The following is a 25,372-nucleotide window of genomic DNA, read 5'->3' as shown; positions in this document are numbered from 1 at the left end:
CGTGTTCACCCGGCGGAAGTTCCTCGGTCTGACGGCGGCGACAGCCGCGGCCGGCGCCGTGCCGGGCTGCAGCTCTGTCCTGCCCGAACCCGACGTGCAAGCGGCCGGGTTCGGGCAGGAAGCCACCGGCACCGTGCAGGTGTGGTGCCGGGCGGCGACGCAGACCGGCCTGACCGACCTGGTGAAGAAGTTCAACGCGTCCCAGCAACGGCTCACCGTCGAGCTGACGCCGGTGCTGGACGCGCAGTACGTGACCAAGCTGGCCACCGCGATCCGCGGCCGGGGCGTGCCGGACCTGGTCGACATCGACGACATCAACTCGATGCTGTTCATCTACCGCGATGCGTTCACCGACCTGACCGAACCGCTGCAGGCGCTGGACTTCCGGGACAAGATCAGCCCGGGCCACCTCCGGCTCGCGACCAAGGGCGACCGGGTGTTCGGAGTCCCGTACCTGGCCGACAACTCGATGTTCTGGTTCAACACCGAGCTGTGCGACCGCGCGGAGGTCGACCCGGACGAGGCGATCAAGTCCTTCGACAATCTGCTGGACGCGGCCCGGAAGCTGCGCAAGCTGGGCGACGACATCTACGCCTGGAGCTTCCCGGCGAACAGTCCGGGGGCCCTCGGGTTCGTCGTACAGCCGATGATCTGGGCGGCGGACACCGATCTGATCAAAGGCACGATCGGCGAGCAGTCCGGCAACATCGTCGGCAACGACGTGGTCCAGCGGATGCTCGAGCTGCACCGGCAGCTGTGGGTCGACGGGCTGGTGCCGCGAGCGAACTTCTCCGACGACGCGTCCCGCTGGGGCAGCGACTTCCGGGCCGGCAAGGTCGGCATCTTCCCGTCGAACTACAGCGTGGTCGTGTCCGCGTCGGACGCCAAGTTCCACCAGAAGGTCACGCCCCGGCTGCTGTCCGGGCCGGACGGGGGCTCGGCGTTCTTCGACGGCGGCGACAACATGTGCATCCCGCGCGGCGCGAAGAACGCGTCCGGGGCGTGGGAGTTCGTTCGGTTCGCGCTGGACCTGCCGCAACAGATCGACCTGCCGGCGGGCGGTTACACGCCGGTCCGGTCGGATGCGAGAACGACGGAGTTCGCGAAGAAGTACCCGCTCGCGACGCTGCCGCTGGAGCGCATCTCGGAGGGCTACGCGCCGACCACGCTGTCCTACAACCTGCTCTACAACCAGCCGGACGGTCCATGGCTGCAGATGTTCCGCCGGGCCGTGTTCGACGGCGAGCTGGAGGCCGCCATGAAGGAAGCACAGCAGAACTACGACCGGATCCTGTCCCAGGGACAAGCATGAGTACGGACGTCGGAACCCGTCGTACGCACCGGCTCGACTCGGGCTCACGCAAGGCGGCGTCGGCCGGACGACGGGCCGGGCGCGGTTCACTCACCCATCCAGCCCGGACCGGCTTGCTCCTGGTGACGCCCGCCGTACTGTTCGTCGGGGTCTTCGTGCTGGTGCCGCTGGCCTTCGCCGTGGTGATCTCGCTGACCAACTGGCCGCTGATCGGGACGGTGAAGTTCAGTGGGCTGAAGAACTACGCCGCGATCGCCTCCGATGCGGCGTTCGCCAAGTCGGTCCTCTACACCTTGTTGTACACGGTCATCGTGACCGGGCCGATTCTCGTGCTCGGGTACGCGCTCGCGGTCCTGGTACGACGCAAGCGCCGCGGCGCGACGTTGTTGCGGACGGTCTTCTTCCTACCGTTCGTCGTCGGCCTCTCGACGTTGAGCTTCGTCACTGTGCTGGAGGCTCAGCCGGACAGCGGCGCGATCAACATCGTGCTCCGCAAGCTCGGCATCACCGACGGTACGACGGCCTGGCTGGTGGACGGGCCGCTCGCGACCGGACTGATCTGCGTACTGGTGATCTGGGGTGTCAGCGGCCTGACCATGATGCTGCTGATGGCCGGCATGCAGGCGATCCCGCGCGAGTTCTACGAGTCCTCCGAACTCGACGGCGCGACCTGGTGGCAGCAGGAGCGCGAGATCACCATCCCGGTGCTGCGCCGGACGATCGCGATGTGCGTGATCATCTCGGTGGTCGGCTCGCTGCTCGCGTTCACGCAGTTCTACATCCTGACCCGCGGCGGGCCGGGTACGGACACCACCACTGTCGTCCAGTACATCTACAACCGCGCCTTCGTCCAGCTACAGCTCGGTGCCGCGACCGCGCTGTCGATCGTGCTGGTGATCGTGGTCGGACTCGTCACCGCGGCCCAGTTCTGGCTGCTCCGGGAGAAGGACTGACGATGAGACTCAAGAACACGCTGTACGTCGTCGGCGGTGGCGGCGCCTTCCTGGTCTTCGCCGTACCGTTGCTGTGGGCCCTCTTCCGGTCGGTGCAGCCGAACGACGTGATCGTCGCGGCGCCGGACGCGTCGACGTTCTTCCACCTGACCTGGGACAACTTCCGGACCCTGATCGAAGGACCGGGCAATCTGATCCGGTCCGTCGGGAACAGTCTGGTCGTCGCCTTGAGTACGGCGGTGCTGACCGCCGTACTGGCGACCTTGGCCGGGTACGGGTTCGCGCGGTTCCGCTTCCGCAGTGGGCCGTTGTTGTTCGCGCTGGTGGTGGTGTCGATGATGATCCCGTTCCAGGCGATCCTGACCCCGCTGTACCTGGAGATGAACGTCCTGCGGCTGACCGACAGCCTGCTCGGGCTGGTGCTGTTCTACACCACGGTCAACCTGCCGTTCGGCGTCTTCGTGATGCGCAACTCGTTCGCCTCGGTGCCGGTCGAGCTGGAGGACTCGGCTCACGTCGACGGCTGCGGCACCCTCCGCATGATCGGATCGGTCCTGCGACCGCTCATCACACCAGGAGCCGCGACGGTCGCGCTCTATGCCTTCCTGGCTGCCTGGACCGAGTTCCTAGGTGCCTTGACCTTCCTCACCAAGGACGAGCTCTACACGCTGCCGGTCGCGCTGGTGAACGTCCAGGCCGGCGCGTACGGCGAAGTCAACTTCGGCTCCCTCGTCGCAGGCTCCGTCATCGCCATGATCCCGTGCGTCGTCCTGTACGTCGCCCTCCAACGCTTCTACGTCACCGGCCTGGCCTCCGGAGCCGTCAAAGGCTAGGGCGGATCTTGTGGTCGGGGTGGGCGGCGGCGTGGGCGTCGGCCACCTCGCGGCACAGCGCCATCAGTTCGGTCTCGTTGCGGACCTGCTGCTTGGCCTGCGGCCCTAGGGCGGTGATGTGGTCGCGGGCCCTGAGCAGCCGCTGGAAGATCCGCTCTCGTTCGGCGGGGTCCTCGGTGTACTCCGCGTCCAGATAGGCGGTCGCGTCGCGGCGGATGTGGGCCATCGCGGTCTGGGTCCGGCCGCGGGTGCTGAACAGGGACGCGAGGATCGTGATCAGCAGGACCGCCAGGATGACGACCAGGGACAGGCCGGTGCTGATCTCGACCACCTCGACGTGGTCGCCGCCGTTCACGAACGGCAGGTTGTTCTCGTGCAGCGCGTGCAGGATCAGCTTGGCGCCGATGAACGCGAGGATCGCGGCCAGCCCGAAGGACAGGTAGATCAGCCGGTCCAGCAGCCCGTCCAGCAGGAAGTACAACTGCCGCAGGCCGAGCAGGCTGAACGCGGTCGCGGTGAACACCACGAACACGTTCTGGGTCAGGCCGAAGATGGCCGGGATCGAGTCCAGCGCGAACATCAGGTCGGTGCCGCCGATCGCCAGCATCACCAGCAGCATCGGCGTCATCATCCGGCGCCCGTCGACCACGGTGGTCAGCCGGTCGCCGTCGTACTCCTCGCTGGTGCGGAACAGTTTCCGGCTCAGCCGGACCACGATGTTCTGGGCCGAGTGCGACTCCTCGGTCTCCGGTTTGAGCATGTTGCCGGCGGTCACCAGCAGCGCGATCCCGAACAGGTAGAACACCCAGGCGAACGAGTTCAGCAGCGCCGACCCGACGAAGATGAACCCGGCGCGGGCGATCAGCGAGACCACGATCCCGACCAGCAGCACCTTCTGCTGGTTCTCCCGCGGCACCCGGAAGCTGGTCATGATGATCAGGAACACGAACAGGTTGTCGACCGACAGCGCCTTCTCGGTGATGTACCCGGCGAAGTACTCCGAGCCCATCGCCGTACCGCCGAGGACGAACGTCCCGAGGCCGAACAGTACGGCGATGCCGACGTACACGGTGGACCAGATCGCGGCCTCCCGCAGCGTCGGCACATGCGCGGACCGGACGTGGAAGAAGTAGTCGAACAGCAACAGCGCGACGATGCCGAGCAGGGTCAGCACCCAGACCACCGGGGACACGGCCATGGGCCCAACCCAACCACGGCCGGTCCGCCTCTGAACAACCCCTCGAGAAATTCGCCTAAAAGGCATCTTTGCACTTTCGGCAAACTTTGCTACCGTCGAGCACATGGCCGAAGGGTTGCGGGAGCGGAAGAAGCAGGAGACGCGGATCGCGTTGAGCTGGGCGGCCGTGCGGCTGACGGTCGAGCGGGGCCTGGCCAACGTGAAGATCGAGGACATCGCGGCCGAGGCCGGGGTCTCGCTGCGGACGTTCCGGAACTACTTCTCCAGCAAGGCTGAGGCGATCGCGGCCCGGGAGGTCGACCGGAGCCTGCGGATCGCCGACGAGCTGCGCGCCCGGCCGGCCGACGAGCAGCTGTGGACCGCGATCCGGGCGTCGATCGGATCGGAGTTCGCGCTCGGCGAGACGGGTCACGGCGGCGTGCAGCCACCGGACGAGCGGTGGCTGGCCGGGATCCGGCTGATGGTGACCGAGCCGTCGTTACAGGGTGAGCTGGCGCGGGCGTACGCCGCGGCGAGTGCGGAGTTCGCCAACGCGGTCGCGGACCGGACCGGGACGCACGGCTTGTATCCCCGCCTGGTCGCCGAAGTCGTCGGGTCAGCCCGGGCGGCGGCCATAGCCGAATGGCTGCGCGCCGATCCGCCGCGGTCGATGGCCGACCTCCTGTCGGAGGCCCTCGACCTGGTCAGCGCAGGTCTCCCCGAACCCGAACAGCACTAGAAGCCACACCTCACGAAGACCCCGGCGCCGCCGGGGCGGTCAGTCACGCCAACTTTCCTTGGAAGGACACCTGTCATGGATGTCGATGTCGTCATCGCCGGGGCCGGACCGAACGGCCTCATGCTCGCCTCCGAACTGCGGCTGGCGGGAGTCCGGCCGATCGTGCTGGAGCGTCTGCCCGAACGCAGTGAAGTGCCGCGGGCCAACGGACTGGTCGGCCAGGTCGTGCGGATGCTCGACCGTCGCGGCCTGTACGAGCGCCTCAGCGGTCGGCCCGGCCCGCCGGAACCGCAACCGGGCTACGTGTTCGCCGCGATGCCGCTGTACCTCAGCCAGCTCGACGACAACCCCGTCTACCTGTTGTCGGTCCCGCAACGGCGGATCGAGGAAGTCCTGCAGGAGCGCGCTCTGGAACTCGGCGCCGAGATCCGCCGCGGTCACGAGCTCACCGGTCTGAGCCAGGACCCGGACGCGGTCACGGTCACGGTCGACGGCCCGGACGGCAGCTACGAACTGCGCACCCGCTACCTCGTCGGCGCCGACGGCGGCCACAGCCTCACCCGCAAGCTCGCCGGCATCGACTTCCTCGGCGTCACCCACGACGCCATGGTCTCCCGTACGGCGAACGCCTTCGTGCCATCGGAGTACGTCGACGCGGCCACCGGCGTACTGACGATCCCCGGGTACGGCGTGATCGCGCCGTTCATGCATCACCGCAACGAGCGCGGACTGTTCGTGTACGCGCCGTTCGCCGACCGGCTGCCCACGATCAGCACCGGCGAGTGGGACGACGCCCCGGACGGTGAGATGACGTTCGAGGAGTTGCAGGAGAGTGTCGACCGGGTGCTCGGCGTACACCTGCCCTTGACCCCGCCGGAGGGTGACGGTCCGCATTTGCTGCGGCGGGTCACCGGTGGGAACAGCCGGCTCGCCGACAGGTTCCGCGAGGGCCGCGTGCTGCTGGTCGGGGATGCCGCCCATGTGCACTCGGCGATCGGCGGACCTGGGCTGAACCTCGGCCTGCAGGACACGATCAACCTGGGCTGGAAGCTCGCCGCCGAGCTGCAGGGCTGGGCGCCTGACGGACTGCTCGACACCTACGAGTCGGAACGTCGGCCGGTCGGCCAGCGGGTGGTCATGCACACGCAGGCACAGTCCGCGCTGATTGCCCCGGGCAACGAAGTGACCGCGTTGCGGGAGCTGTTCGGCGAGCTGTTGTCCGAGCCGCGGAACGTTCAGCGAATCGCGGACCTGATCACCGGCGCGGACATCCGCTACCACGATGGGCCGCATCCACTGATCGGCCGGTGGGCGCCGGATCTGCAGGTGGATGGCACTCGGCTTGCCGAGCTGACCCGGACCGGTCGTCCGCTGTTGCTCGACCTCACCGATGATGCGTCATTCGCCGCGACGGTGAGCACGGATCGGATCGAGGTCGTCACCGGTCGCGGTGAGTCGCCGATCGCCGTGCTGATCAGGCCGGACGGGTACGTCGCCTGGGCCGCAGATCACGACGGTGCCGCGGAGCAGGAGGGTCTGCGTACGGCGCTGGCCCGGTGGTTCGGCGTACGCGTGGATCAGGAGCGGCCCTTGACCAGCGCGACCAGATAGCGGCAGGGATCCGTCGCCGGGTTGTGGAACTTGGTCGGCGTCGGCGGCCCGAGCTGGAGGCAGTCGCCGGTGTGCAGGTCGTGGATCATCGGGCCTTCGTGGAAGCGGAGGTGGCCGTCGAGGATCCAGAGTTGCTGGTACTTGAAGATGTAGGCGTCGGCCGGATACGAGACCGAGGCGCCGGGCGGCAGCTCGACCTCCACCAGCTCGAGTGGGCCGTCGGTGATCGGTGACACCGCGCGGCGGCGGTACCCGGTCATCGGATCCGTCCAGACCGGTTGGTCGGCAGCGCGGCGGAGCAGGTCGCCGGTGTTCTCGGCGCGCGCGACCAGCTCGGACAGCGTCATACCGAGGGCGCCGGACAGCCGGCCGAGCAGGACCGCGGTCGGCTGGGCCTCGCCGCGCTCGATCTTGCCGATCATCGCGCGGGACACCCCGGATCGATCGGCCAGCGCGTTCACGGACAGGTCCTGCGCGACCCGGGCAGCCTGCACGGTCGCGGCGAGCGAAGCGGAGAGTTGGTCCATCACATTTGCCACTATAGCGGCAGTTGTGGCTACTATCGTGACATGCCAAAGATCAGAGACGCCTCCGAGCTCGACGGCCCTGCCTGTGCGGCGATCTACACGCCGTACGTCACCGACACCGCCATCACCTTCGAGACCGAACCGCCGACGGCGGCGGACATGGCCGACCGGATCGCGAGGGCACAGGCGACCCACGCCTGGCTGGTGCTCGAGGACGAAGGTCACGTGGTCGGGTACGCGTACGCCGGTCCGATGAAGCCGCGCGCGGCCTACCGCTGGTCCTGCGAGGTGAGCGTCTACCTCGACCTCGGCCGGCGCCGGACGGGTGGCGGCCGAGCGCTCTACGAAGCGTTGTTCGAGCGGCTGACCGAGCGTGGATACCGGACGGCGGTCGCGGGGATGACGCTGCCGAACGACGCCAGCGTCGGACTGCACAAGGCCATGGGCTTCGAAGAGATCGGTACCTATCGGCGGATCGGCTGGAAGCTCGGCGGCTGGCACGACGTGCACTGGCGGCAGCGTCCCCTGGCCGTACTGCCGGACCCGCCGGCGGAGACCCGCTAGTTCGTCGGGTCCGTCATCGGCGGGCAGGTGCCGCCCGGGGTCGTGACGAGCTCGAAGTGCCACATCTCGTTGGACAGCGTCTGACAGAGACCGAACTGCGCGCCCTTGCGGATCAGCCAGTCGTCCGCGTCGGTCGGTCCGATGTCGACCGCGTGGCCGGTGACATGGTGGGACTCGTCCGGTTCGGCGACGAACTCCAGCGCCTTCTTCTTGCTGCCGTACTTGCGGATCGCCTTGTCCAGCAGCTCTTGCTGGTACTTCTTGCTCCGCCAGCCCGTGGTCACCTGCAGGGTGATGCCCTTCTCCTTCATCGCCCGCTCGGCCTGCTGGACCGCCTTGCGCAGGGCGGGATCGAGGTTCGCGACACCGGGCAGGCTGGTGTCGAAGGCCGAGGTGTGGTCCGGCAGTACGCCGTCCGCGGCGCCGGGCGGACCGCTCTTCGACGACGACGGTGCACCGGCCGTCGACGGTGACGGGTCGTCCTCGGCGGACACCGCCGTACAGGCCGACAGGGTGAGACTGATGACCGCGGCAACGACCGCCGGGCGGCCCAGGGCTGACAGTCGGCGTTCGCGTTTGCGGGTGGCAACGAGTTGATCGGTCAGCATGGCCACCAGTCCAACTCAGCCGATGTTGCCGCAGCGTCTGCGTTCCGGCATACGTTTTCGATACGTCCGGCCTGGTTCAATGGGCGGTATGCGGGTGCTGGTCGTCGAGGACGAGGTCTATCTCGCCGAGGCGATCCGGGCCGGCCTGCGGCTGGAGGCGATCGCGGCCGACCTCGCCTTCGACGGGCGTGCCGCGCTCGATGCGCTCGCGGTCAACGCGTACGACGTGGTGGTGCTGGACCGCGACATCCCCGGCCCGAGTGGCGACGAGGTGTGCCGGCAGATCGTTGCGGACGGCATCGGTTGCCGGGTGCTGATGCTGACCGCGGCCGGTGATCTCGACGACAAGGTGGCCGGCTTCGAGCTCGGCGCCGACGACTACCTGACCAAGCCGTTCGAACTGCGCGAGCTCGTGGTCCGGCTGCGTGCCCTGGTAACCCCGCCCGGCCGCGACCACGCCCACCGTGATCGAGTACGCCGGGGTGCGGCTGGATCCGTACCGGCGGGAGGTGTACCGGTTCGGGCGCTACGTGAGGCTCCCGCGGAAACAGTTCGCCGTCCTGGAGGTGCTGATGGCCGCACGCGGTGGCGTGATCAGCGCGGAAACGCTGCTGGAGAAGGCCTGGGACGAGAACGCGGACCCGTTCAGCAACGCGGTCCGGATCACGATCTCCGCGCTACGGAAACGGCTCGGTGATCCGTGGGTGATCCACACCGTGCCCGGAGTCGGCTACCGGATCGGTGAGTCGTGAGCGAAGCCCTGATCACCTCGCGACCCCGACTGACGGTGCGGTTGCGCCTGACCCTCAGCTACGCGGGCCTGCTGGTCGTCGCCGGCGGCGTGGTGGCGTTCATCGTCTACGCGGTGATCCGGCTGTTCCCGAACTATCCGCTGACCGCGGCGAACCCACGCGACCAGGGGCCGGTCCCGACCCGCGCCGACATTCTCGACCTGATCGTGAAGCTGTCGGCGTACGCGCTCGGGTTCCTGGCGATCGTCGGGCTGGTCGGCGGGTGGTTCTTGGCCGGCTGGATGCTGCGGCCGCTCCAGGAGATCACGGCCGCGGCCCGGAAGGCGGCGAGCGGTTCGCTGGACCATCGGATCGGGCTGACCGGGATCCGGGACGAGTTCACCGACCTGTCCGACACCTTCGACGCGATGCTGGAGCGCCTGCAGCGCTCGTTCGAGCAGTACCGGCGGTTCGCTGCCAACGCATCGCATGAGCTGCGAACACCGCATGCGGTGATGAAGACGATGCTGGACGTCGCGCAGGCCGATCCGGATCATCAGGACGTGCCCGAGTTGGTCAAGCGGCTGGCGGAGACGAACCAGCGCGGTATCGACATCGTCGAGGCGTTGCTGAGCCTGGCGGCGCTGAACAACCGGACGGTCGAGCTCGATGCGCTGGACGTCGCGGCAGTGGTTCGGACCGCGCTGCCGGCGCTGGAGGCGGAGGCACACGCGGCCGGGGTCGCGCTCGGCGCCGACCTCGGCGAGTCGGTTGTCGAGGGCAACGAGATCCTGCTGCACCAGCTGGTCACGAACCTGGTGCAGAACGCGATCCGGTACAACCTCGCTACCGGCGGTTCGGCACGGATCACGGTCCGTGCCGGGCAGGTCGTCGTACGGAACACCGGAACGGTCCTCGACCCGGACCAGGTCCGCACGTTCGCTGAACCGTTCGCCAAGGACCGGTACGGCGCCGGCCACGGACTCGGGCTCGCACTGGTCGCGCGGATCGTCGAGACCCATCACGGCCGGCTCGACCTGGTGCCGAACCCGGACGGCGGGCTGACCGTCACCGTCACCCTGCCGGAGGCTGACCTCGTCGGCGGGTGAGGATGGTCCGGTGAGTGACGAACGCCTGCCCGAACCCGAAGTGACTGTCCGCCGCGCCGTCGAGTCCGACGACACGGTCCTGCTCGAGATCGACCGCACCTCGTGGGACGCCTCGTCCGGCTTCCCGTCGTACCAGGAAGCCGTCCGCGAGAGTTTCTTCGAACGAAGCGGTCCGGAGGCGCATCTGGTCGCCGAGTACGACGGACAGGTCGTCGGCTATCTGCGATTGCAGGACAAGTACACCTTTCCGGAGGGCGCCGGTGTCCTTGCTGTCAACGGCCTCGCCGTCGCCCAGAGCGCTCGCAGCCGCGGCGTCGCATCGGCCCTGCTCGAAGCGGCCGCCGCCGAAGGACGCCTCCGCGGCGCCCGCAAGATCACCCTGCACGTCCACAGCACCAACGCCATCGCCCGTCGCCTCTACGAACGTCACGGCTACGTGGTCGAAGGCACCCACCCCAAGGAGTTCCTCATCGAGGGCACCTACATCGACGCCCTCGACATGGCGAAGATGCTCTGATGCCCCCCTTCGCTGCACCCGACGGAGCCCAGCTGGCCTATCGCACTTGATCCTGGAGCGGATGACGCTGCTCGGGCACTTCGCCGGAGTCTTCCCGCAGGCTCAGCTCGTGATCCTGCCGGGAGTCGCCCACCATCCGTGGCTCGACGATGCCGAGGGCTTCGTGAGCACGGTGGTGAGGTTCCTCGGAACTACGGGTTGACGCCGTGCTCCCGGAGCCACGGCTCCGGGTTGATCGGGGAACCGCCACCGGGCAGGACCTCGAAGTGGACGTGCGGGCCGGTGGTGTTGCCGGTCATGCCGATGGCGCCGACCTTGCTACCGGCCGACACGGAGTCGCCGACCGAGACGTCGAACTCCGACATGTGGCTGTACGACGTGACCGTGCCGTCGGCGTGCCGGACCTTCACCTGGCGTCCGTACGCGCCTTCGTAGTCGGCCTGGATGACCTCTCCGGCCATCACCGAGCGGACCGGCGTACCCATCGGGGCGGCGAAGTCCAGACCGGTGTGGTTGTGGGCCCAGCGGCCGCCGGCCTGGTCGAAGCGCGCGGTCAGGTGGTAGCCGGTGGTCGGCAGGACGACCTTCGGGGCGGCCTTCGCCTTCGCGGCGGCCGCCTTGGCCTTGGCGAGAGCGGCGGCCTTGCGCGCGGCGGCGGCCTTCGCGGAGGCCAGCGCCAACGCCCGGCGTTCGGTCAGGGTCGCGTTCGCGGCCAGCCGAGCGGCCCGCTGCTTCGCGGCCTTGTCGGCCGCTGCCTTGCGGGTGGCCGCCAGCGACAGGTCGATGCGGGACGCATCGCGCGAGCCGAGGTCGCGCCGATCGATCCGGGCCGCGGTGAGAGCGTCGGCCTGTGAGGGGCTCAGGCCGGTGCTGGTCGGGGCGGGCCCGGTCGCGGACGACGAGACGCCGACCGCGGTCGTTCCGGCTGCGGCGGCGAGAGCGGCGGTCAGGCCGATCAGCTGGCCGCGGCGGCCGATGTTCCGACGGGACAAGCGATGCTTGGCCACCCGGCGCGCAGTGGCCAGGCGTCGTGGTGCCGGCCGTTCTGCCTCCGGCACGTCATGGTGGTGGGACACGGGGGCCTTCCAGGGGAGGGTGCGCCGCCTGAGGGGGTGACGGCCCATCGACCATAACGAGCGCCTCTCAACAGCCTCAAACGCACAGCGCGACGAGATCACGGAATTTTCGCGACGCACCGTGATCGGCTCTCTCCGCCTTGTGTGCGCTCAGGCGTGCGAACCCGGCGAAAGTGAAGAGTTTTCACCGTGATGCGGATCACGCACGAAATGGCGCTGAGCAGACCTTCTGGACCGGTATAAGCCGCCGTTGCGCAGGTGTCTGCTGGTCGCAGACGGAGGCTGCGCGGGCCCGGATCGGCGGGTAGGACTGATGTCATGCGGATCGCGATCTTGGGTGGTACCCGATTCATCGGACGGGCAGTGACGGAGCAGTTGGCGGCGGACGGGCACACGCTTCTGGTGGTGCATCGCGGGGAGCATGAGCCCACCGGGCTGCCCGAAGCCGAGCACGCGCACGTGGACCGACACGACGGTGCGGCGTTGGCGGCGGCGCTGAAGCCGTTCGACCCCGAGGCACTGGTCGACGTATCCGGGATGAATGCGGCGGCGGCCGACGCGGCGCTGGGTGCGGTCGGGGAGTCGGTGAAGCTGGTGGCGATCTCCAGTTGCGACGTCTACCGCGCGTACGACGCCCTGCATTCGGGCCGGAACACCGATGCGGTGCCCTTGAGTGAGTGGTCGCCGCTGCGGACGCGGCGCTTCGTCGACGGACCGCAGTACGAGAACCTCGAGATGGAAGAGAGGTACCTGCCGCGCGGTGCGACCGTGCTGCGACTGGGTGCCGTCTACGGGGAGCACGACTATCAGCGGCGGTTCGAGTTCGTCCTGCGCCGGGTCCGGGCCGGTCGCCGGCGGATCCCGATCGGGTCGGGGCAGTTCCTCTTCAGTCGTGTGTACGTCGGTGACGTCGCCGCGGCGGTCTCCTTGGCCCTGGCGGGAGATCAGCGCGGTGAGGCCTTCAACATCGTGGAGCCGACGACAGCGCCGTACGGACTGCTGGCCGAGCAGATCCTGGAAGCGGTTGATGCCCAGGACGTCGAGCTGGTGAAGGTCCGTGACGACCTGCTGCCGGCGGATCTCGAGCTCACCGGGACCTTGAGCCAGCACCTGCTGATGGATTCGTGGAAGGCGCACACCATGCTCGGCTGGGAGCCGACGGACCCGGCCGGAACGCTGCGGACCTCGGTCCGCTGGCACCTGGAGAACCCGCCGCCGGACGGCTCGCACGACTTCTCGGCGGACGACGCCGCGCTCGAGTCCGCTGCCGGGTCCGCTGCTGAGTCGGCTGCCGGGTCCGCGTAGGCGGAAATTTGGTCAGAGCAGGTGCCGGGAACCGGTATGCTTTCCGGGTCGGACAGAGGGGACCGCAAGGTGCGACCGGCTCGATTTCACATCGGGACGGCGGACCGTGTAATCTCTCTCCTCGGCCCGCCCCTTTAGCTCAGTCGGCAGAGCGTCTCCATGGTAAGGAGAAGGTCTACGGTTCGATTCCGTAAAGGGGCTCTGAGCACGGCATCTCACCCGGTCCGCCGGGTGGGGTGACGAACTCACCCGGCGGGGTAGCTCAGGTGGTTAGAGCACACGGCTCATAATCGTGGTGTCGCGGGTTCGACTCCCGCCCCCGCTACCCACCGACCAGTACTACGAGAGTGCGCGGAAGCTGCGGACTCCTGATCAGAAGAGGCAGCAGTGGCCAAGTCAACCGACATCCGCCCGAAGATCACGCTGGCGTGCACGGTCTGCAAGGAGCGCAACTACATCACCAAGAAGAACCGGCGCAACAACCCGGATCGTCTGGAGATGAAGAAGTACTGCGCGCGCTGCAACGACCACACGGACCACCGCGAGACCCGCTGACCTCAGCTTTCTTCGCGAGGGCCGCTTCGGACACCGAAGCGGCCCTTTCGCTGTGCCTGAATCGGCCCCTTCGTCGGGCTCAGACCGTGCGGATCGGGCGGCCGCCCTCGTAGGCGGTCAGGCGCTCGTCGCGCGGAGTCAGACAGCACGAGCCGCAGAGCGCGCCGGTGCCGACCTCGCTGGTGTAGTAGAGACAGCAGGTGTTCCGCAGGTAGACGAGCTTGCCGGCCGCGGTCTCGACCTCGCCTAGCCGGGCCAGGCCGCCGGGCGCCTTGGCGACGAACGTCTGCCAACGCTCCAGCAGGTACGCCGGCTCGACCGTTTCCTCCTCGCGAGTGGCAGCGCAGAACCCCATCGCACACCCGGCCGCGACGCCACCGTGGAGCTGCCGGAGTCCGGCCCGGGTCCGGCGGTGCAGTTCAGCTGACAGCGGGAGTAGGTGCTGTCGGAGGACGACGTCGTACAGCGTCTCCAGACCGCCCGGGAGGTAGTCGGCCGACCGTACGGCGACGGCGGCGAGGCCGTGGCCGTCATGCGGGCGGACCCAGAGGTTGTGCGGCCGGATGTCCAGGACGTGTCCCTCGAGGGCCCACAGCAGGAGCGCGGTCGCGGGGGCGCGGCCGGCGTAGTAGGACATCAAGCTGAGCGCGTTGGCATGGGCGCTGCGGTGACCGCTGGCGTCGTTGTCGCGCTTGAGGAGCTCGGTGAGCTCGGGGCCGTCCGGCTCCAGGATCCGATCGACCCGAAGCCACTCGGAGCCCGTCGGCTCACCGATTTCCAGTTTGTACCGAGGCGCGTACCTGGCCAGCGCCGCCACTGCCGTCACGTTCAACCTTCCCCAGTCCGGTTGAGTGGGTGGCGGCACTCGGAGTCTTAGTGTGCCAGTAGGCTCTTGCGATATGACGATCGACGCCACGATGGTCGGCCGGAGCTATGCGGCCGCCGAGTCCTACCAGGTCGGCCGGGAGAAGATCCGCGAGTTCGCCGACGCGATCGGCGACCCCAACCCGGCGTACCGGGGTGCCGATGCGGTCGCGCCGCCGACCTTCGCGTTCATGCTGGGCAGCCGGGCGCTGGAGCAGTTGCTGAGCGACGAAGAGCTCGGGCTGCGGCTGGACCGGATCGTGCACGGCGCGCAGAAGTTCAGCTACACCCGCCCGATCAAGGCCGGCGACGACATCGCCGCGACCGCGACCATCACCACCGTGCGCGAGGCCGGTGACGTCGAGGTGATCATGTACGAGACCGCCCTGACCACCGTCGACGGCGAACCGATCGCCACCTCGACCTCCACGATCTCGCACAACCGGGCAGGCGCATGAAGACCGTCGAAGCAGGTTTCGAGCTTCCGCCGCTGACTGTCACGTTCCGGCGCGAGGACCTGGTCCGGTACGCCGGTGCGAGTGGCGACTTCAACCCGATCCACTGGAGTGACCGGATGGCGGGCGCGCTCGGCCTGCCCGGCGTGATCGCGCACGGCATGCTCACGATGGCGACCGCGGTCCGCGTCGTCACCGACTGGCTGGACGACCCGGCTGACCTCGTGGAGTACGGCGTACGGTTCACCAAGCCGGTCGTCGTACCGGACGATGACAAGGGTGCGAGCGTGACGTTCTCGGCGAAGGCCGACAAGGTCGCCGACGGGCTGGCCGAGTTCGACATCACCGCGATCGCCGGCGAGGAGAAGGTGCTCGGCCGGGCCAGGGCGGTTGTGCGCGTCTCGTGACTACGCATGTACGCCTGGCCGACTTCACCACCCTGCGGATCGGAGGGTTGGCCGACAAGCTCGTCGAGGTCAGCACCGAGGACGACCTGATCACCGCGGTCCGCGACGCCGACGCTGCCGGGGAGCCGGTGTTGCTGCTGTCCGGCGGCAGCAACGTGGTGATCGGCGACGATGGCTTCCGTGGAACGGTGGTCAAGATCGCGACGCGTGGCATCCGCGTGGACGCCGACATGTGCTCCGGGGCGATGGTTCACATCGCCGCCGGTGAGGACTGGGATGCCGTCGTCCAGCGCGCGATCGCCGAGGAGTGGAGCGGCCTCGAGTCGATGTCCGGCATCCCCGGACTGACCGGGTCGACGCCGGTGCAGAACGTCGGCGCCTACGGTCACGAGGTGGCCGAGACGATCGCGTCGGTCCGCGTCTGGGACCGGGTGGACAACGCGGTTCGCACGATGTTCGCGGCCGACTGCGGCTTCAGCTACCGGAACTCGCGCTTCAAGGCCGACCCGTCGCGGTACGTCGTACTCGACGTCACCTTCCAGTTGCCGCTCGGCGACCTGTCCGCGCCGGTGGGGTACGCCGAACTGGCCCGGGTGCTGGATGTCGAGCCGGGGTCGCGGGCGCCGATGACCGACGTACGGGAAGCCGTGCTGGGGTTGCGGCGTAGCAAGGGCATGGTGCTGGACCCGGACGACCACGACACCTGGAGCGCCGGGTCGTTCTTCACCAACCCGATCCTGGCCACGCCGGCCGACGTACCCGCGGGTGCGCCACAGTGGCCCCAGCCCGACGGCCGCGTCAAGACCAGCGCCGCCTGGCTGATCGAACACGCCGGCGTCTCCAAGGGCTTCACCATCGGCTCCGCTGCCGTCTCCACCAAACACACCCTGGCCCTCACCAACCGCGGCAACGCCACCGCCAAGGAACTCCTCTCCCTGGCCGCCCACGTCCGCACCCAGGTCCACCAAGCCTTCGCCATCACCCTCACCAACGAACCAGTCCTGGTGAACTGCACCCTCTGACCCGTAAGGACAGGAGGTAGTACCTGCCGCACGGCAATCTCAGGCGTCGGTGAGCGGGACGGCCAGCGGAGAACGGCACTACCTCCTGTCGTTAGCGCACCTGTGGACAACTCCAGTCATGGGATCGGCGAAGCAGGCAGGATCTTGGGGTGGCAACCGTCGTCGAAGCGCTGGCCCGGCTGGGTGGCTCGGCGACCTCGGCCGAGCTGGCTAGGGCGACGACTCCGGCGGCGCTGAAGGCAGCAGTCCAGCGGGGTGAGGTCGAGCGGCTTGCCCGGGGGATCTACGGGCTGCCGAGTCTCGGGGCTGACAGGTTGGCCGCCATCGCCTACGACGGCGTCGTCTCGCATCTCAGCGCGGCGGTGGCTAGGGAGCTGCCGTTGCTCGTCCGGCCAGAGAAACCGCACATCACGGTGCCGGTTCACCGCCGGCCTCGTCGCGGTCGGCCGGTCGTGATGCACTGGGCGGCCGTCTCGTCGGCCGAACGGCTCAGCCGGGTGACTTCGTTGCTGCGAACGGTCGTCGACTGCGCCCGGATCCTGCCGTTCGGTGAGGCTCTTGCGGTGGCTGATGCCGCACTCGCGACCGGCCGGCTGAGCCACGACGAGTTGGAAGCAGCCGTCACCGCGATGCGCGGGCCTGGGCGGCCGAATGCGGTGCTGATTGCAGCCGCGGCAACCGGCCTGTCCGAGAGCTTCCTCGAGTCGATACTCCGGAGCCTCCTGCTGACCGAGGGGATTGATGGGTTTGAGCCTCAGTTGCTCGTGGCCACAGGCGGCGCCCGGGCGCGTGTCGATCTGGGACACAGGTCGGCGCGGATCGCCCTGGAAGCCGAGGGGTACGAGTTCCACGGCTCGGCCAGCGCGTTTGCCGCTGACTGCAGGCGGTACGACGACCTGGTCACGGCCGGATGGTTGGTCCTCAGATTCACCTACCAGCAGGTGCTCGGTGACCCGCGATGGGTGGTCGGAACCGTCCGTAGTGCGGTGGCCCAGCGATTGGCGGCACCTAACGACAGGAGGTAGTCCCGGTTCGACGTGCGGCTGCGGTGGGCGCGGGATGCCGGACAGCGGTCTAGAGGCACTACCTCCTGTCGTTAGCGAGTCGCCTGAAAAAGATTTGCATCTGGGGCTTCCCACTTGCGGCGGGTCTCGCTAATCTTTTGCGAGATCTGATGGGAGGTGGGGTGTGAGGCGAAAAAGATTTTCGCGGCGGGAGGTGCTGGCCGGACTTGGTGCGGGGGCGCTGGCGACGGTGGTGCCCGGGTGCTCTGGTGGGGGAGCGCGGTCGGCTGTGCTGCAGGTCTGGGGTGGAGTACCGGCCGCATCCGGACCGGCGAACGTGGTCAAGGCCTTCGAGCAGCGGTTCCCGCAGTACAAGGTGAACTACACGCGGTTCGTGAACGACGCCCGCGGCAATCTGAAGCTGGACACCGCGCTGCAGGGTGGTGTCGACATCGACGTGTACTTCACCTACTCGCCGGCGTCGCTCGCGCTCCGGGCCGGGTCCGGGCTGGCCGCGGACCTGACCGACCGGGTGACCCAGGACCCGCAATTGAAGGTGTTCCTCGACACCGACCAACCGCGGGCGTACCTCGACAACGGCCGGGTCAAGGCGCTCGCCACCGCCCGTGAGCCGTTCTTCGTACTGTTCAACGAGAAGCTCCGGCAGCAGGCCGGCGTCGACCTTCCGCGGCAGTGGACGATCGACGAGTACCGCGAGACCGCGAAGAAGCTGACCACCGCGAAGACCATCGGCGCGTACACCGTCCCCGACGTCGCCCGGATCGCACTCGGCCCGAACTACTGGTACGACGGCGATCGTTCGAACTTCGGTGATCCGCACTTCGAGCAGAGCTTCCGGATCGGCCGGGACATGATCCGGGAGGGGTCCGCGTTCCCGTGGACCGAGGTGCTCGCCCGGCACCTGGACTCGTACCAGCAGAACTCGTTCCTCGGCGAGGAGTTCCACCTCTGGTCGACCGCACCGTTCAACCTGCGGTACCTGTACGACCCGAAGAAGTTCCCGCACGACTTCAAGGTCTCGTTCGCGCCACCCCCGACCGTCGACGGCCAGGACTGGAACGGCGGCAGCTACAACAACTTCGTCATGGTCAACCCGAAGTCGCCGAAGGTCGAGGCGGCCTGGGAGTTCGTGAAGTTCTGGCTCACCGAGGGGTCCACGCCGATGCTCGCGGGCGGCAAGCTGCCGACGCTGGGCAACGTCACCAGCGACCAGGTGCTCACCGGCATGCTCGGCAAGGAACCTGAGAAGTACTTCGACGTCGAGTCGTTCCGCCGCGTCGTCCTGGACGCGGAACCCAAGCTCGCCACCGACACCCGGCTGGCCGGGTTCCCCGAGATCACCCTCGCGGTGAAGCAGCAGAAGGACCTGTGCTGGCTCGGCGAGAAGGACCCCGGAGCGGCGATCCGTGAGGTACGCCGGGTCGCCGACGCCGCGATCGCCCGGAACGAGAGGAGTTCCTGATGGCCACCGCCACCGTCGTCGCCGCGGAACGGACCACGGTCCGGGCCGATCCGGGCCCCGGCATCAAGCCGAAGGGCTGGATCGGGCTGCTGTTCATCGCGCCGAACCTGCTCGGTGTCATCGCGTTCACCCTGATCCCGCTGATCAGCGTGATCGTGCTCGCCTTCACCGACTGGAACCTGGTGTCCGGCCTCGGCGGCATCAAGTTCAACGGTCTCGACAACTTCGTCGCCATCGCCCGCGACCCCGGCTTCTGGAGCGCGGTCGGCCTGACCCTCGTGTACGTCGGGGTGTCCGTGCCGCTGACCGTCGTCCTCGGGCTGGGTCTCGGGATCGCGCTCAACCGGCCGCTGCCGGGCCGCGCCGTACTCCGGGCGATCTTCTTCCTGCCGTACATCGTCAACATCGTCGCGATCGGCATGACCTGGCTGATGCTGATGAACCCGAAGGCGGGCCTGGTCAACCAGGTGCTCGACGTCTTCGGGGTGCAACCGGGCTGGTTCGCCTCGTCGCACTGGGCGCTGCCGGCGCTGATCGTGATGGCGGTGTGGGGTGGCGTCGGCTACTGCTCGCTGATCTACCTGTCGGCGCTGCAGGACGCGCCGCGGCAGCTGTACGAGGCGGCCGACATCGACGGCGCCGGAGTGTGGGCGAAGTTCCGCGTGATCACCTGGCCGTCGTTGCTTCCGACAACGATCTTCCTGCTGGTCACGCTGATCATCGGTGCGTCGCAGGGCTTCGGCCTGATCGCGTTGATCACCGCCGGCGGACCGGGCGACTCGACCACGACGATCTCCTACTACATGTACCAGACGGGCTTCCAGTTCTACCGGTTCGGCTATGCCTCGGCGATCGGCCTGGTGACCTTCGTCGGTGTACTGGTGCTGACCCTGGTGACTTGGCGGGCCCAGCGAGGGAGGGCTCTGCATGACTAAGCGCGCCAAGTGGTACTGGGGGATCCCGCTGTGGATCCTCGCGATCGCCTTCCTCGCGCCGTTCGCGTGGATGCTGTCGACCGCGCTCAAGCAGGACGTGGACGCGTACAAGATCCCGATGCAGTGGATCCCGGATCCGTTCCAGTGGGACAACTTCAGCACGGTCCTGAGCGGGGCCACCTCGGTGCTGCCGGCGTTCGGGCGGTCGGTGTTCGTCGCCGTACTGCGGGTCGCTGGGGAACTGATCACCGCGACGATGGCCGGCTACGCGTTCGCGCGGATGTCGTTCAAGGGCCGGGACAAGCTGTTCCTGGTCTATCTGGCGACCGCGATCATCCCGGCCCAGTTGCTGCTGGTCCCGCGGTTCATCTACTTCCAGAAGCTCGGTCTCTACGACACGCTGTGGGCGCTCGTCCTGCCTGGCATGTTCACGGTGCTCGGGACCTTCCTGATGCGGCAGTTCTTCGTCAGTCAGCCGGCCGAGTTCGCCGAAGCGGCCCGGATGGACGGCGCGAACGAGTGGCGGGTGTTCACCCGGATCTACTTGCCGTTGGCAACACCGGTGATCAGTGCGCTCGGCATCCTGGCGTTCGTCTGGTCCTGGAACGACTACGAGACGCCGCTGGTGCTGATCAGCAACCCGGAGCGCTACACGCTGCCGCTCAGCCTGACCAACTTCGTCGACGAGCAGGGGCAGATCGCCCCGGGCCTGACCATGGCCGCCTCGGTGATCTCGATCGTCCCGGTGCTGATCGTCTTCGTCGTCCTGCAACGCCGCTTCATCGCGGCCATGACTCACACAGGGATCAAATGATCAACGTCTCAGGTGTCTTCCCGGATCTCGCGCAGGTCGGCGACTTCGGTCCGCCGCGCAGCGAGCTCGGCGTCGGTTCGCTGATGCCGTGGAACGGGAAGCTCTACGTCCAGAACTACAACTCCCACAAGGCGCCGTCCGGTGCCGGCGTCAGCCTCCGGCGGATCGACGCCGACCTGTCGATGGAGGTCGTCGCCGAGACCCTCGGGGTGGACGGCACCTACACCAACCGGTTCGTGCACTTCCCGACGTCGCAACTGGTCCTCGGGCCGCACGTGATCAGTGCCGACCACAAGATCGTCACGATCCCCGAGCTCCAGCCGTTGCGGGTCTGCGGTACGTCGCGCCACCTGACCAAGCCGGACACCCACGTGTACGTGCTGGCGATGGAAGGCGAGCTGCTCGAGCTGGACCTGACGACGTACGAGTGCACGCAGCTCTTCGACCTCAACGACGAGCTCGGCACGGACGGCGAGATGAAGGTCCATTACAAGGACTGCTACACGTCGTTCGGCCGGCTCGTCGTCTGCTCCAACGAGTACGCCGAGCCAGAGTGGGAAGGCGTTCGGTCGCGCGGACGACTGGCGGAGTACGACGGCCGAGCGTGGAAGGTACTGCGGGAGGACCCGTACACCGCGATCGGCGGCCGGCACGAGTTCGGTGGGACCATCTTCGCGACCGGGTGGGACCGGGCGTCGGCGATCCTCGAGGTATTCACGGAGGCCGACCAGAAGTGGACGCGGTACCGGCTGCCGAAGGCGTCGCACTGCTTCGACCACAAGTGGCAGACCGAATGGCCGCGGATCCGGGAGGTCGAGCACGAGCGGCTTCTGCTCGACCACCACGGCATGTTCTACGAGCTGTCGCCCTGGGCGTACGGCGGCCGGATCTGGGGTGTGCGGCCGATCTCGACCCATCTGTGGGTGCTGGGCGACTTCTGTTCCTGGCGCGGCATGCTCGTCGCCGGTGCGGACAACGCCTCGCCGAGTCACGGACTCAACCCGACGACGGCCGAGCCGCAGTCCGGTCTGTGGTTCGGGAAGACGGACGACCTGTGGAGCTTCGGCAAGCCGGCTGGCTGGGGTGGTCCGTGGTGGGAGACGCCGATCGCCGCCGGGGTGCCGTCGGATCCGTATCTGATGACGGGCTTCGACGGGAAGTGTCTGCATCTGGAGAACTTCTCGGCCGATCCGATCACGATCACTGTCGAGATCGACTTCCACGGCCACGGGCGCTTCGGGGCGGTCACGGAGTTGAGGGTCGAGCCGGGGCAGATCCGGACGCACGTGTTCCCGCCCGGGTTCAGCGCGCACTGGGTGCGGGTCGTCAGCGACACCGACGGTGTGGCGAGTGCGCAGTTCGTCTATACGTGATGATCGCGGAATGGGAGACATGGAGAGAGCCGACAGCCCGAGCCCGTTGCAGCTGGTCAAGCGTGCCCTGCCGGAGCTGAACGGTGCGATGCAGCGGGTCGCCGAGCACATCCAGGCGAACCCGGACGAGGTCGCGCGCGGGTCGATCACCAAGCTCGCCGAGGCCGCGCAGACCTCGGCGGCGACGGTGACCCGGTTGTCGACACACCTCGGGTTCGCCGGGTACCCCGCACTCCGGGCTGCCCTGGCGATGGAGGTCGGCCGCGGCATCGAGGCCGGCTGGGCGAGTGACATCGGGATGGCGATCGGTCCGGCGGACCCGCCCGAACAGGTGCTCAACGTGCTGGCCAGTACCCAGGCCAACGCTCTGCGCAACGCGCTGGCGTCGATCGACCTGGCGGCCGCCGCGCGGGTCGCCGATTCCATCGCGGGCGCACGACGTACCCATATCTACGGGGAGTGGGGCGACGCGATCCCGGCCCGCGAGCTGTACATCCGGTTGCTGCGGATCGGGATCCCGGTGTGGTTCTTCGACGGACCGCAGGCCGGGTCGATCGGCAGCGGGCTGCTGGAATCCGGGGACGTCGCGCTGGTCGTGACCCGGCAGGGGAACGATCCGGCCACGCTGGAGTTCATCAAGCGCTCCAAGGCCGGGGGCGCGCTGACGGTCGCGATCACCGGGGTCGCGGACTCACCGATCGGCCGGGTCGCAGAGGTCGTCTTCGACACCGGTACGCCGGTCGGTGGCACCTGGACCGAGTTCTTCGCCGGGCGGGCCAGCGACACCTTGACCGCCGGCTTGCTGTTCGTCCTGGTCGCGCAGCGCGTCCCGGACCACCTCACGGCCAACCACCCGAACGGGCCCGGACAACCCGTCATCACACCTGACAGCTGAAAGGTTCCTGCATGCAGCAGCTCGAAATCCAGACCGATCTGACCGTCGTCGGCGGAGGGCTCGCCGGTATCTGCGCCGCGATCGGCGCGGCCCGGCAGGGGAGCACGGTGGCGCTGGTCCAGAACCGGCCGGTGGTCGGCGGCAACTCCTCCAGCGAGGTGCGGGTGTGGGTGTGCGGCGCGACCGCGCACGGCGTCCAGCACTTCGCCCGGGAGACCGGGATCATGGGCGAGCTGTTCGTGGAGAACCAGTTCCGGAACCCCGAGGGGAATCCGTACTACTGGGATCTCGTGCTGCTGGAGGCGGTCCGCGCGGATCCCCGGATCCAGCTGTTCCTGAACACCGACGTACGGACCGTCGAGGCATCTGACGGGGAGATCCGGTCGGTGACCGGATGGCAGATGGGGTCGGAGAAGGAGATCCGGTTCGTCAGCCCGGCGTACGCCGACTGCTCGGGCGACGGCCTGATCGGGTTGCTCGCGGGAGCGGAGTACCGGACCGGACGCGAGCCGCGGTCGATGTACGACGAGTCGTGGGCGCCGGACGTACCGGACAACGACACGCTCGGCAGCACGATCCTCTTCTACACGAAGGACACCGGCGCACCGGTGCGATTCGTGCCGCCGTCGTTCGCGCGCGACATCACCGAGACCGCGATCCCGGATCGCCGCGTGATCCGGTCCGATCTGAACGGGTGCGCGTACTGGTGGATCGAGTGGGGTGGAGAGCTCGACGTCGTCGACGACAACGAGGCGATCCGGGACGAACTGCAGGCGGTCGTCTACGGGATCTGGGACTACATCAAGAACTCGGGGCGGTTCGACGCGGACACCCTGACCCTGGAGTGGATCGGGTCGGTGCCGGGGAAGCGCGAGTACCGCCGGTTCCTCGGTGATCACGTGCTGACGCAGCACGACGTACTCGGGCAGACGCTGTTCGAGGATCGGGTCGCGTTCGGTGGGTGGTCGATCGATCTGCACCCGCCTGGTGGGGTCTATGCGAGCGAGCGCGGGTCGAAGCACTGGCATCCGGATGGGAACTACCACATTCCGCTGCGGTCGCTGTACTCGCGCAGTGTGCGCAATCTGTGGATGGCCGGCCGGAACATCAGTGCGAGTCACGTCGCGTTCGGCACGACCCGGGTGATGGCGACCTGCGCGATTCTGGGGGAGGCGGCCGGCATCGGGGCTTCTGTTGCCTTGCGCAACGGCTTGTCGCCGCGTGAGTTGGCGTCCTCGCGCTTCGAGTTGATGCGGCATGCGCTCACTCGTGCCGATGGCTCGGTCCTCGGTGTTGTGGACGATGATCCGGCCAACCTTGCGCTGCGGGCCGCTGTCACGGCTTCGTCGACGTTGACCCATCCGGCAGTCGAGGTCTCGTCGGGCACGTTGCCGTTGGACACCGATATCGCGATGGTCGTGCCGGTCGATCCCGCGTTGGATCGTCTGGAGCTGTTGGTCGACGCTGCCGAAGACGCCGTACTGACCGTCGAACTGCACGATCCGGTCAACCCGCAGAACTATCTGCCGTTGGCGTTGATCGACTCGCGTTCCGTGCCCGTGGCCGCGGGGGAGAAGCGGTGGATCGACGTACCTGTCGACTATCGTCCGGACCACCCCCGCAACGTGATCGTGGTCCTCAAGCAGAACGCCGGTATCTCCGTCCATACGGCGGCGACGGGGTTGCCCGGGATGATCTACTTCGCGCATCGCGATCCGTCGCCTGATGAGCAGTGGACCGAACAGTTCCGTGCCTGGAAGCACATCTTGCCGCGGGCTGGTCTGTGCGTTCGCCTGGGGGAGACGTCGGCGTACGCACCGGAGAAGGTGATCGGCGGCTACTCCCGCCCGTACGGCGGCCCCAACCTCTGGTCCTCCGAAGACCTCGCCTGGGACCCCGACCCGTGGATCGAACTCAGCTGGTCCACCCCTGTGGATGTCTCCGAGGTCGTCGTGATCCTCGACGACGACGTCGAAGAGGACCTCATCAACCTCCACCACCACCGCACGCCCTTCACGGCGCTCCCCACCCTCCTGGAGTCCTACACCCTCGAGGCTCGCAACGGCACCGCCGACTGGCACCCCATCGCCACCGTCACCAACAACCACCACCGAACCCACCGCCACCCCCTCCCCACCCCAACCCCCATCACCCACCTCCGCCTGAACCCCCAAACCACCAACGGCTCCCCCCGAGCCCACATAACCTCCCTCCGCGCCTACTGATTCGGCTGGCGACTCGACCGGAGTTGCCGGTATAGTGATCGGTGCCCAGGGCAATAGCTTGTGGGAAGTGAACCCGGCAGCCATCCGGACGGTTGGTGAGCCGGGTTCCGCGCGTTCAGACGGGTCGGCACCACGAGCTGGACGCCGGTCCGCGCAGCATCTCGCACGATCGCGGTCAGACAGCGCCGTCGGCTCTCGACGTCGGCTCGCGGTGTGGCGTAGAGGCTGGTGGCTGTGTCGAGCTCGGTGATGGCGGCGAGGATATTCCGTTGCCGCGC

At 68.0% G+C, this 25,372-nt stretch carries 26 protein-coding genes, 2 tRNA genes and 1 pseudogene; 24 read left to right on the top strand and 5 right to left on the bottom strand.

The annotated features are described in order from the left end of the window. Position 1 precedes the first annotated feature (1 nt). The 3 genes from ACGFH6_RS04525 to ACGFH6_RS04515 are packed head-to-tail and all read left to right on the top strand — an operon-like array spanning position 2 to position 3,098. Positions 2 to 1,312 carry an extracellular solute-binding protein gene (locus ACGFH6_RS04525; RefSeq protein ID WP_393380422.1) on the top strand — a complete coding sequence of 437 codons (1,311 nt, stop codon included), beginning with the start codon at positions 2 to 4 and terminating at the stop codon, positions 1,310 to 1,312. Then, positions 1,309 to 2,265 (top strand): carbohydrate ABC transporter permease, encoded by a 957-nt coding sequence (locus ACGFH6_RS04520; RefSeq protein ID WP_393380420.1) that lies wholly within the window; start codon positions 1,309 to 1,311, stop codon positions 2,263 to 2,265. The genes ACGFH6_RS04525 and ACGFH6_RS04520 overlap by 4 nt, the downstream gene beginning before the upstream one ends. 2 nt (positions 2,266 to 2,267) lie before the next feature. Then, positions 2,268 to 3,098, top strand: coding sequence for a carbohydrate ABC transporter permease (locus tag ACGFH6_RS04515; RefSeq protein WP_393380418.1), 831 nt, complete (start codon positions 2,268 to 2,270; stop codon positions 3,096 to 3,098). Here ACGFH6_RS04515 and ACGFH6_RS04510 read toward each other — a convergent pair. Next, the gene (locus ACGFH6_RS04510) at positions 3,088 to 4,296 is read right to left on the bottom strand and encodes a TerC family protein (RefSeq protein ID WP_393380417.1); all 1,209 of its coding nucleotides are present in this window, start codon (positions 4,294 to 4,296) and stop codon (positions 3,088 to 3,090) included. The two genes, ACGFH6_RS04515 and ACGFH6_RS04510, sit on opposite strands and share 11 nt — an antisense overlap. A 103-nt stretch (positions 4,297 to 4,399) precedes the next feature. On the opposite strand from ACGFH6_RS04510, the gene ACGFH6_RS04505 reads away from it, so the two are divergent. Both ACGFH6_RS04505 and ACGFH6_RS04500 read left to right on the top strand, forming a co-directional pair. After that, the gene (locus ACGFH6_RS04505; RefSeq protein WP_393380416.1) at positions 4,400 to 5,014 is read left to right on the top strand and encodes a TetR/AcrR family transcriptional regulator; all 615 of its coding nucleotides are present in this window, start codon (positions 4,400 to 4,402) and stop codon (positions 5,012 to 5,014) included. 75 nt (positions 5,015 to 5,089) lie between these two features. After that, positions 5,090 to 6,625 (top strand): FAD-dependent monooxygenase, encoded by a 1,536-nt coding sequence (locus ACGFH6_RS04500; protein ID WP_393380414.1) that lies wholly within the window; start codon positions 5,090 to 5,092, stop codon positions 6,623 to 6,625. On the opposite strand, the gene ACGFH6_RS04495 is transcribed toward ACGFH6_RS04500, so the two are convergent. Continuing rightward, positions 6,592 to 7,152, bottom strand: coding sequence for a helix-turn-helix domain-containing protein (locus ACGFH6_RS04495; protein WP_393380412.1), 561 nt, complete (start codon positions 7,150 to 7,152; stop codon positions 6,592 to 6,594). The genes ACGFH6_RS04500 and ACGFH6_RS04495 overlap by 34 nt on opposite strands. Before the next feature lie 42 nt (positions 7,153 to 7,194). On the opposite strand from ACGFH6_RS04495, the gene ACGFH6_RS04490 reads away from it, so the two are divergent. Then, entirely contained in the window at positions 7,195 to 7,716 is a 522-nt protein-coding gene (locus ACGFH6_RS04490; protein WP_393380411.1) for a GNAT family N-acetyltransferase, read from the top strand. Here ACGFH6_RS04490 and ACGFH6_RS04485 read toward each other — a convergent pair. After that, on the bottom strand, positions 7,713 to 8,324 hold the full coding sequence (locus ACGFH6_RS04485) for a M15 family metallopeptidase (RefSeq protein ID WP_393380409.1): 612 nt from the start codon (positions 8,322 to 8,324) through the stop codon (positions 7,713 to 7,715). The two genes, ACGFH6_RS04490 and ACGFH6_RS04485, sit on opposite strands and share 4 nt — an antisense overlap. Positions 8,325 to 8,412: 88 nt before the next feature. On the opposite strand from ACGFH6_RS04485, the pseudogene ACGFH6_RS04480 reads away from it, so the two are divergent. The 4 genes and pseudogenes from ACGFH6_RS04480 (at position 8,413) to ACGFH6_RS04465 (ending at position 10,883) form a co-directional block, all read left to right on the top strand. Beyond that, positions 8,413 to 9,076: pseudogene (locus ACGFH6_RS04480) on the top strand (response regulator transcription factor). Beyond that, positions 9,073 to 10,164: a sensor histidine kinase gene (locus tag ACGFH6_RS04475; RefSeq protein ID WP_393380407.1), complete on the top strand. Its 1,092-nt coding sequence runs from the start codon at positions 9,073 to 9,075 to the stop codon at positions 10,162 to 10,164. The pseudogene ACGFH6_RS04480 and the gene ACGFH6_RS04475 overlap by 4 nt, the downstream one beginning before the upstream one ends. A gap of 10 nt (positions 10,165 to 10,174) precedes the next feature. Beyond that, positions 10,175 to 10,681, top strand: a complete 507-nt coding sequence (locus tag ACGFH6_RS04470; protein WP_393380405.1) for a GNAT family N-acetyltransferase — start codon at positions 10,175 to 10,177, stop codon at positions 10,679 to 10,681. Positions 10,682 to 10,742: 61 nt separating this feature from the next. Then, positions 10,743 to 10,883, top strand: a complete 141-nt coding sequence (locus ACGFH6_RS04465) for an alpha/beta fold hydrolase (protein WP_393380403.1) — start codon at positions 10,743 to 10,745, stop codon at positions 10,881 to 10,883. Here ACGFH6_RS04465 and ACGFH6_RS04460 read toward each other — a convergent pair. After that, complete coding sequence (locus ACGFH6_RS04460; protein WP_393380401.1) at positions 10,873 to 11,739, bottom strand: M23 family metallopeptidase; 867 nt, start codon at positions 11,737 to 11,739, stop codon at positions 10,873 to 10,875. The genes ACGFH6_RS04465 and ACGFH6_RS04460 overlap by 11 nt on opposite strands. A gap of 336 nt (positions 11,740 to 12,075) precedes the next feature. On the opposite strand from ACGFH6_RS04460, the gene ACGFH6_RS04455 reads away from it, so the two are divergent. The 4 genes from ACGFH6_RS04455 (at position 12,076) to rpmG (ending at position 13,617) form a co-directional block, all read left to right on the top strand. Further along, positions 12,076 to 13,062: an NAD-dependent epimerase/dehydratase family protein gene (locus tag ACGFH6_RS04455; protein WP_393380399.1), complete on the top strand. Its 987-nt coding sequence runs from the start codon at positions 12,076 to 12,078 to the stop codon at positions 13,060 to 13,062. A gap of 128 nt (positions 13,063 to 13,190) precedes the next feature. Further along, positions 13,191 to 13,263, top strand: a tRNA-Thr gene (locus ACGFH6_RS04450). Between the two features lie 50 nt (positions 13,264 to 13,313). Continuing rightward, positions 13,314 to 13,387: transfer RNA gene (locus ACGFH6_RS04445), tRNA-Met, on the top strand. A 62-nt stretch (positions 13,388 to 13,449) separates the two neighbouring features. Continuing rightward, the gene (gene rpmG, locus ACGFH6_RS04440) at positions 13,450 to 13,617 is read left to right on the top strand and encodes a 50S ribosomal protein L33 (protein WP_131361122.1); all 168 of its coding nucleotides are present in this window, start codon (positions 13,450 to 13,452) and stop codon (positions 13,615 to 13,617) included. Positions 13,618 to 13,696: 79 nt separating this feature from the next. Here rpmG and ACGFH6_RS04435 read toward each other — a convergent pair whose 3' ends face one another. Then, the gene (locus tag ACGFH6_RS04435; RefSeq protein ID WP_393380397.1) at positions 13,697 to 14,443 is read right to left on the bottom strand and encodes a hypothetical protein; all 747 of its coding nucleotides are present in this window, start codon (positions 14,441 to 14,443) and stop codon (positions 13,697 to 13,699) included. 73 nt (positions 14,444 to 14,516) lie between these two features. On the opposite strand from ACGFH6_RS04435, the gene ACGFH6_RS04430 reads away from it, so the two are divergent. From ACGFH6_RS04430 to ACGFH6_RS04385, 10 genes are all read left to right on the top strand, one after another. Further along, positions 14,517 to 14,939: a MaoC family dehydratase N-terminal domain-containing protein gene (locus ACGFH6_RS04430; protein ID WP_393380395.1), complete on the top strand. Its 423-nt coding sequence runs from the start codon at positions 14,517 to 14,519 to the stop codon at positions 14,937 to 14,939. Then, complete coding sequence (locus ACGFH6_RS04425; RefSeq protein WP_131361120.1) at positions 14,936 to 15,343, top strand: MaoC/PaaZ C-terminal domain-containing protein; 408 nt, start codon at positions 14,936 to 14,938, stop codon at positions 15,341 to 15,343. The genes ACGFH6_RS04430 and ACGFH6_RS04425 overlap by 4 nt, the downstream gene beginning before the upstream one ends. Next, positions 15,340 to 16,365 (top strand): UDP-N-acetylmuramate dehydrogenase, encoded by a 1,026-nt coding sequence (locus ACGFH6_RS04420; protein ID WP_393380393.1) that lies wholly within the window; start codon positions 15,340 to 15,342, stop codon positions 16,363 to 16,365. Before ACGFH6_RS04425 ends, ACGFH6_RS04420 begins: the two co-directional genes overlap by 4 nt. Positions 16,366 to 16,514: 149 nt before the next feature. Beyond that, positions 16,515 to 17,390 (top strand): hypothetical protein, encoded by an 876-nt coding sequence (locus ACGFH6_RS04415; protein WP_393380391.1) that lies wholly within the window; start codon positions 16,515 to 16,517, stop codon positions 17,388 to 17,390. 163 nt (positions 17,391 to 17,553) lie between these two features. After that, a complete protein-coding gene (locus ACGFH6_RS04410) occupies positions 17,554 to 18,852 on the top strand; it encodes an ABC transporter substrate-binding protein (protein ID WP_393380389.1) in 1,299 nt (432 codons plus the stop codon). Further along, on the top strand, positions 18,852 to 19,787 hold the full coding sequence (locus ACGFH6_RS04405; protein WP_393380387.1) for a carbohydrate ABC transporter permease: 936 nt from the start codon (positions 18,852 to 18,854) through the stop codon (positions 19,785 to 19,787). Before ACGFH6_RS04410 ends, ACGFH6_RS04405 begins: the two co-directional genes overlap by 1 nt. Further along, a complete protein-coding gene (locus ACGFH6_RS04400) occupies positions 19,780 to 20,601 on the top strand; it encodes a carbohydrate ABC transporter permease (protein ID WP_393380385.1) in 822 nt (273 codons plus the stop codon). The genes ACGFH6_RS04405 and ACGFH6_RS04400 overlap by 8 nt, the downstream gene beginning before the upstream one ends. Beyond that, on the top strand, positions 20,598 to 21,974 hold the full coding sequence (locus tag ACGFH6_RS04395) for a hypothetical protein (protein ID WP_393380383.1): 1,377 nt from the start codon (positions 20,598 to 20,600) through the stop codon (positions 21,972 to 21,974). The genes ACGFH6_RS04400 and ACGFH6_RS04395 overlap by 4 nt, the downstream gene beginning before the upstream one ends. A 19-nt stretch (positions 21,975 to 21,993) precedes the next feature. After that, positions 21,994 to 22,869, top strand: a complete 876-nt coding sequence (locus tag ACGFH6_RS04390) for a MurR/RpiR family transcriptional regulator (RefSeq protein ID WP_360446767.1) — start codon at positions 21,994 to 21,996, stop codon at positions 22,867 to 22,869. An 11-nt stretch (positions 22,870 to 22,880) separates the two neighbouring features. After that, on the top strand, positions 22,881 to 25,094 hold the full coding sequence (locus ACGFH6_RS04385) for an FAD-dependent oxidoreductase (RefSeq protein WP_393380381.1): 2,214 nt from the start codon (positions 22,881 to 22,883) through the stop codon (positions 25,092 to 25,094). Positions 25,095 to 25,372 lie beyond the last annotated feature (278 nt).

It is taken from the genome of Kribbella sp. NPDC049227 (assembly GCF_043197265.1).
GTDB lineage: Bacteria > Actinomycetota > Actinomycetes > Propionibacteriales > Kribbellaceae > Kribbella.
Note: the sequence above shows the minus strand (reverse complement) of the source record. Positions and strands in the feature narration are given on the sequence as shown.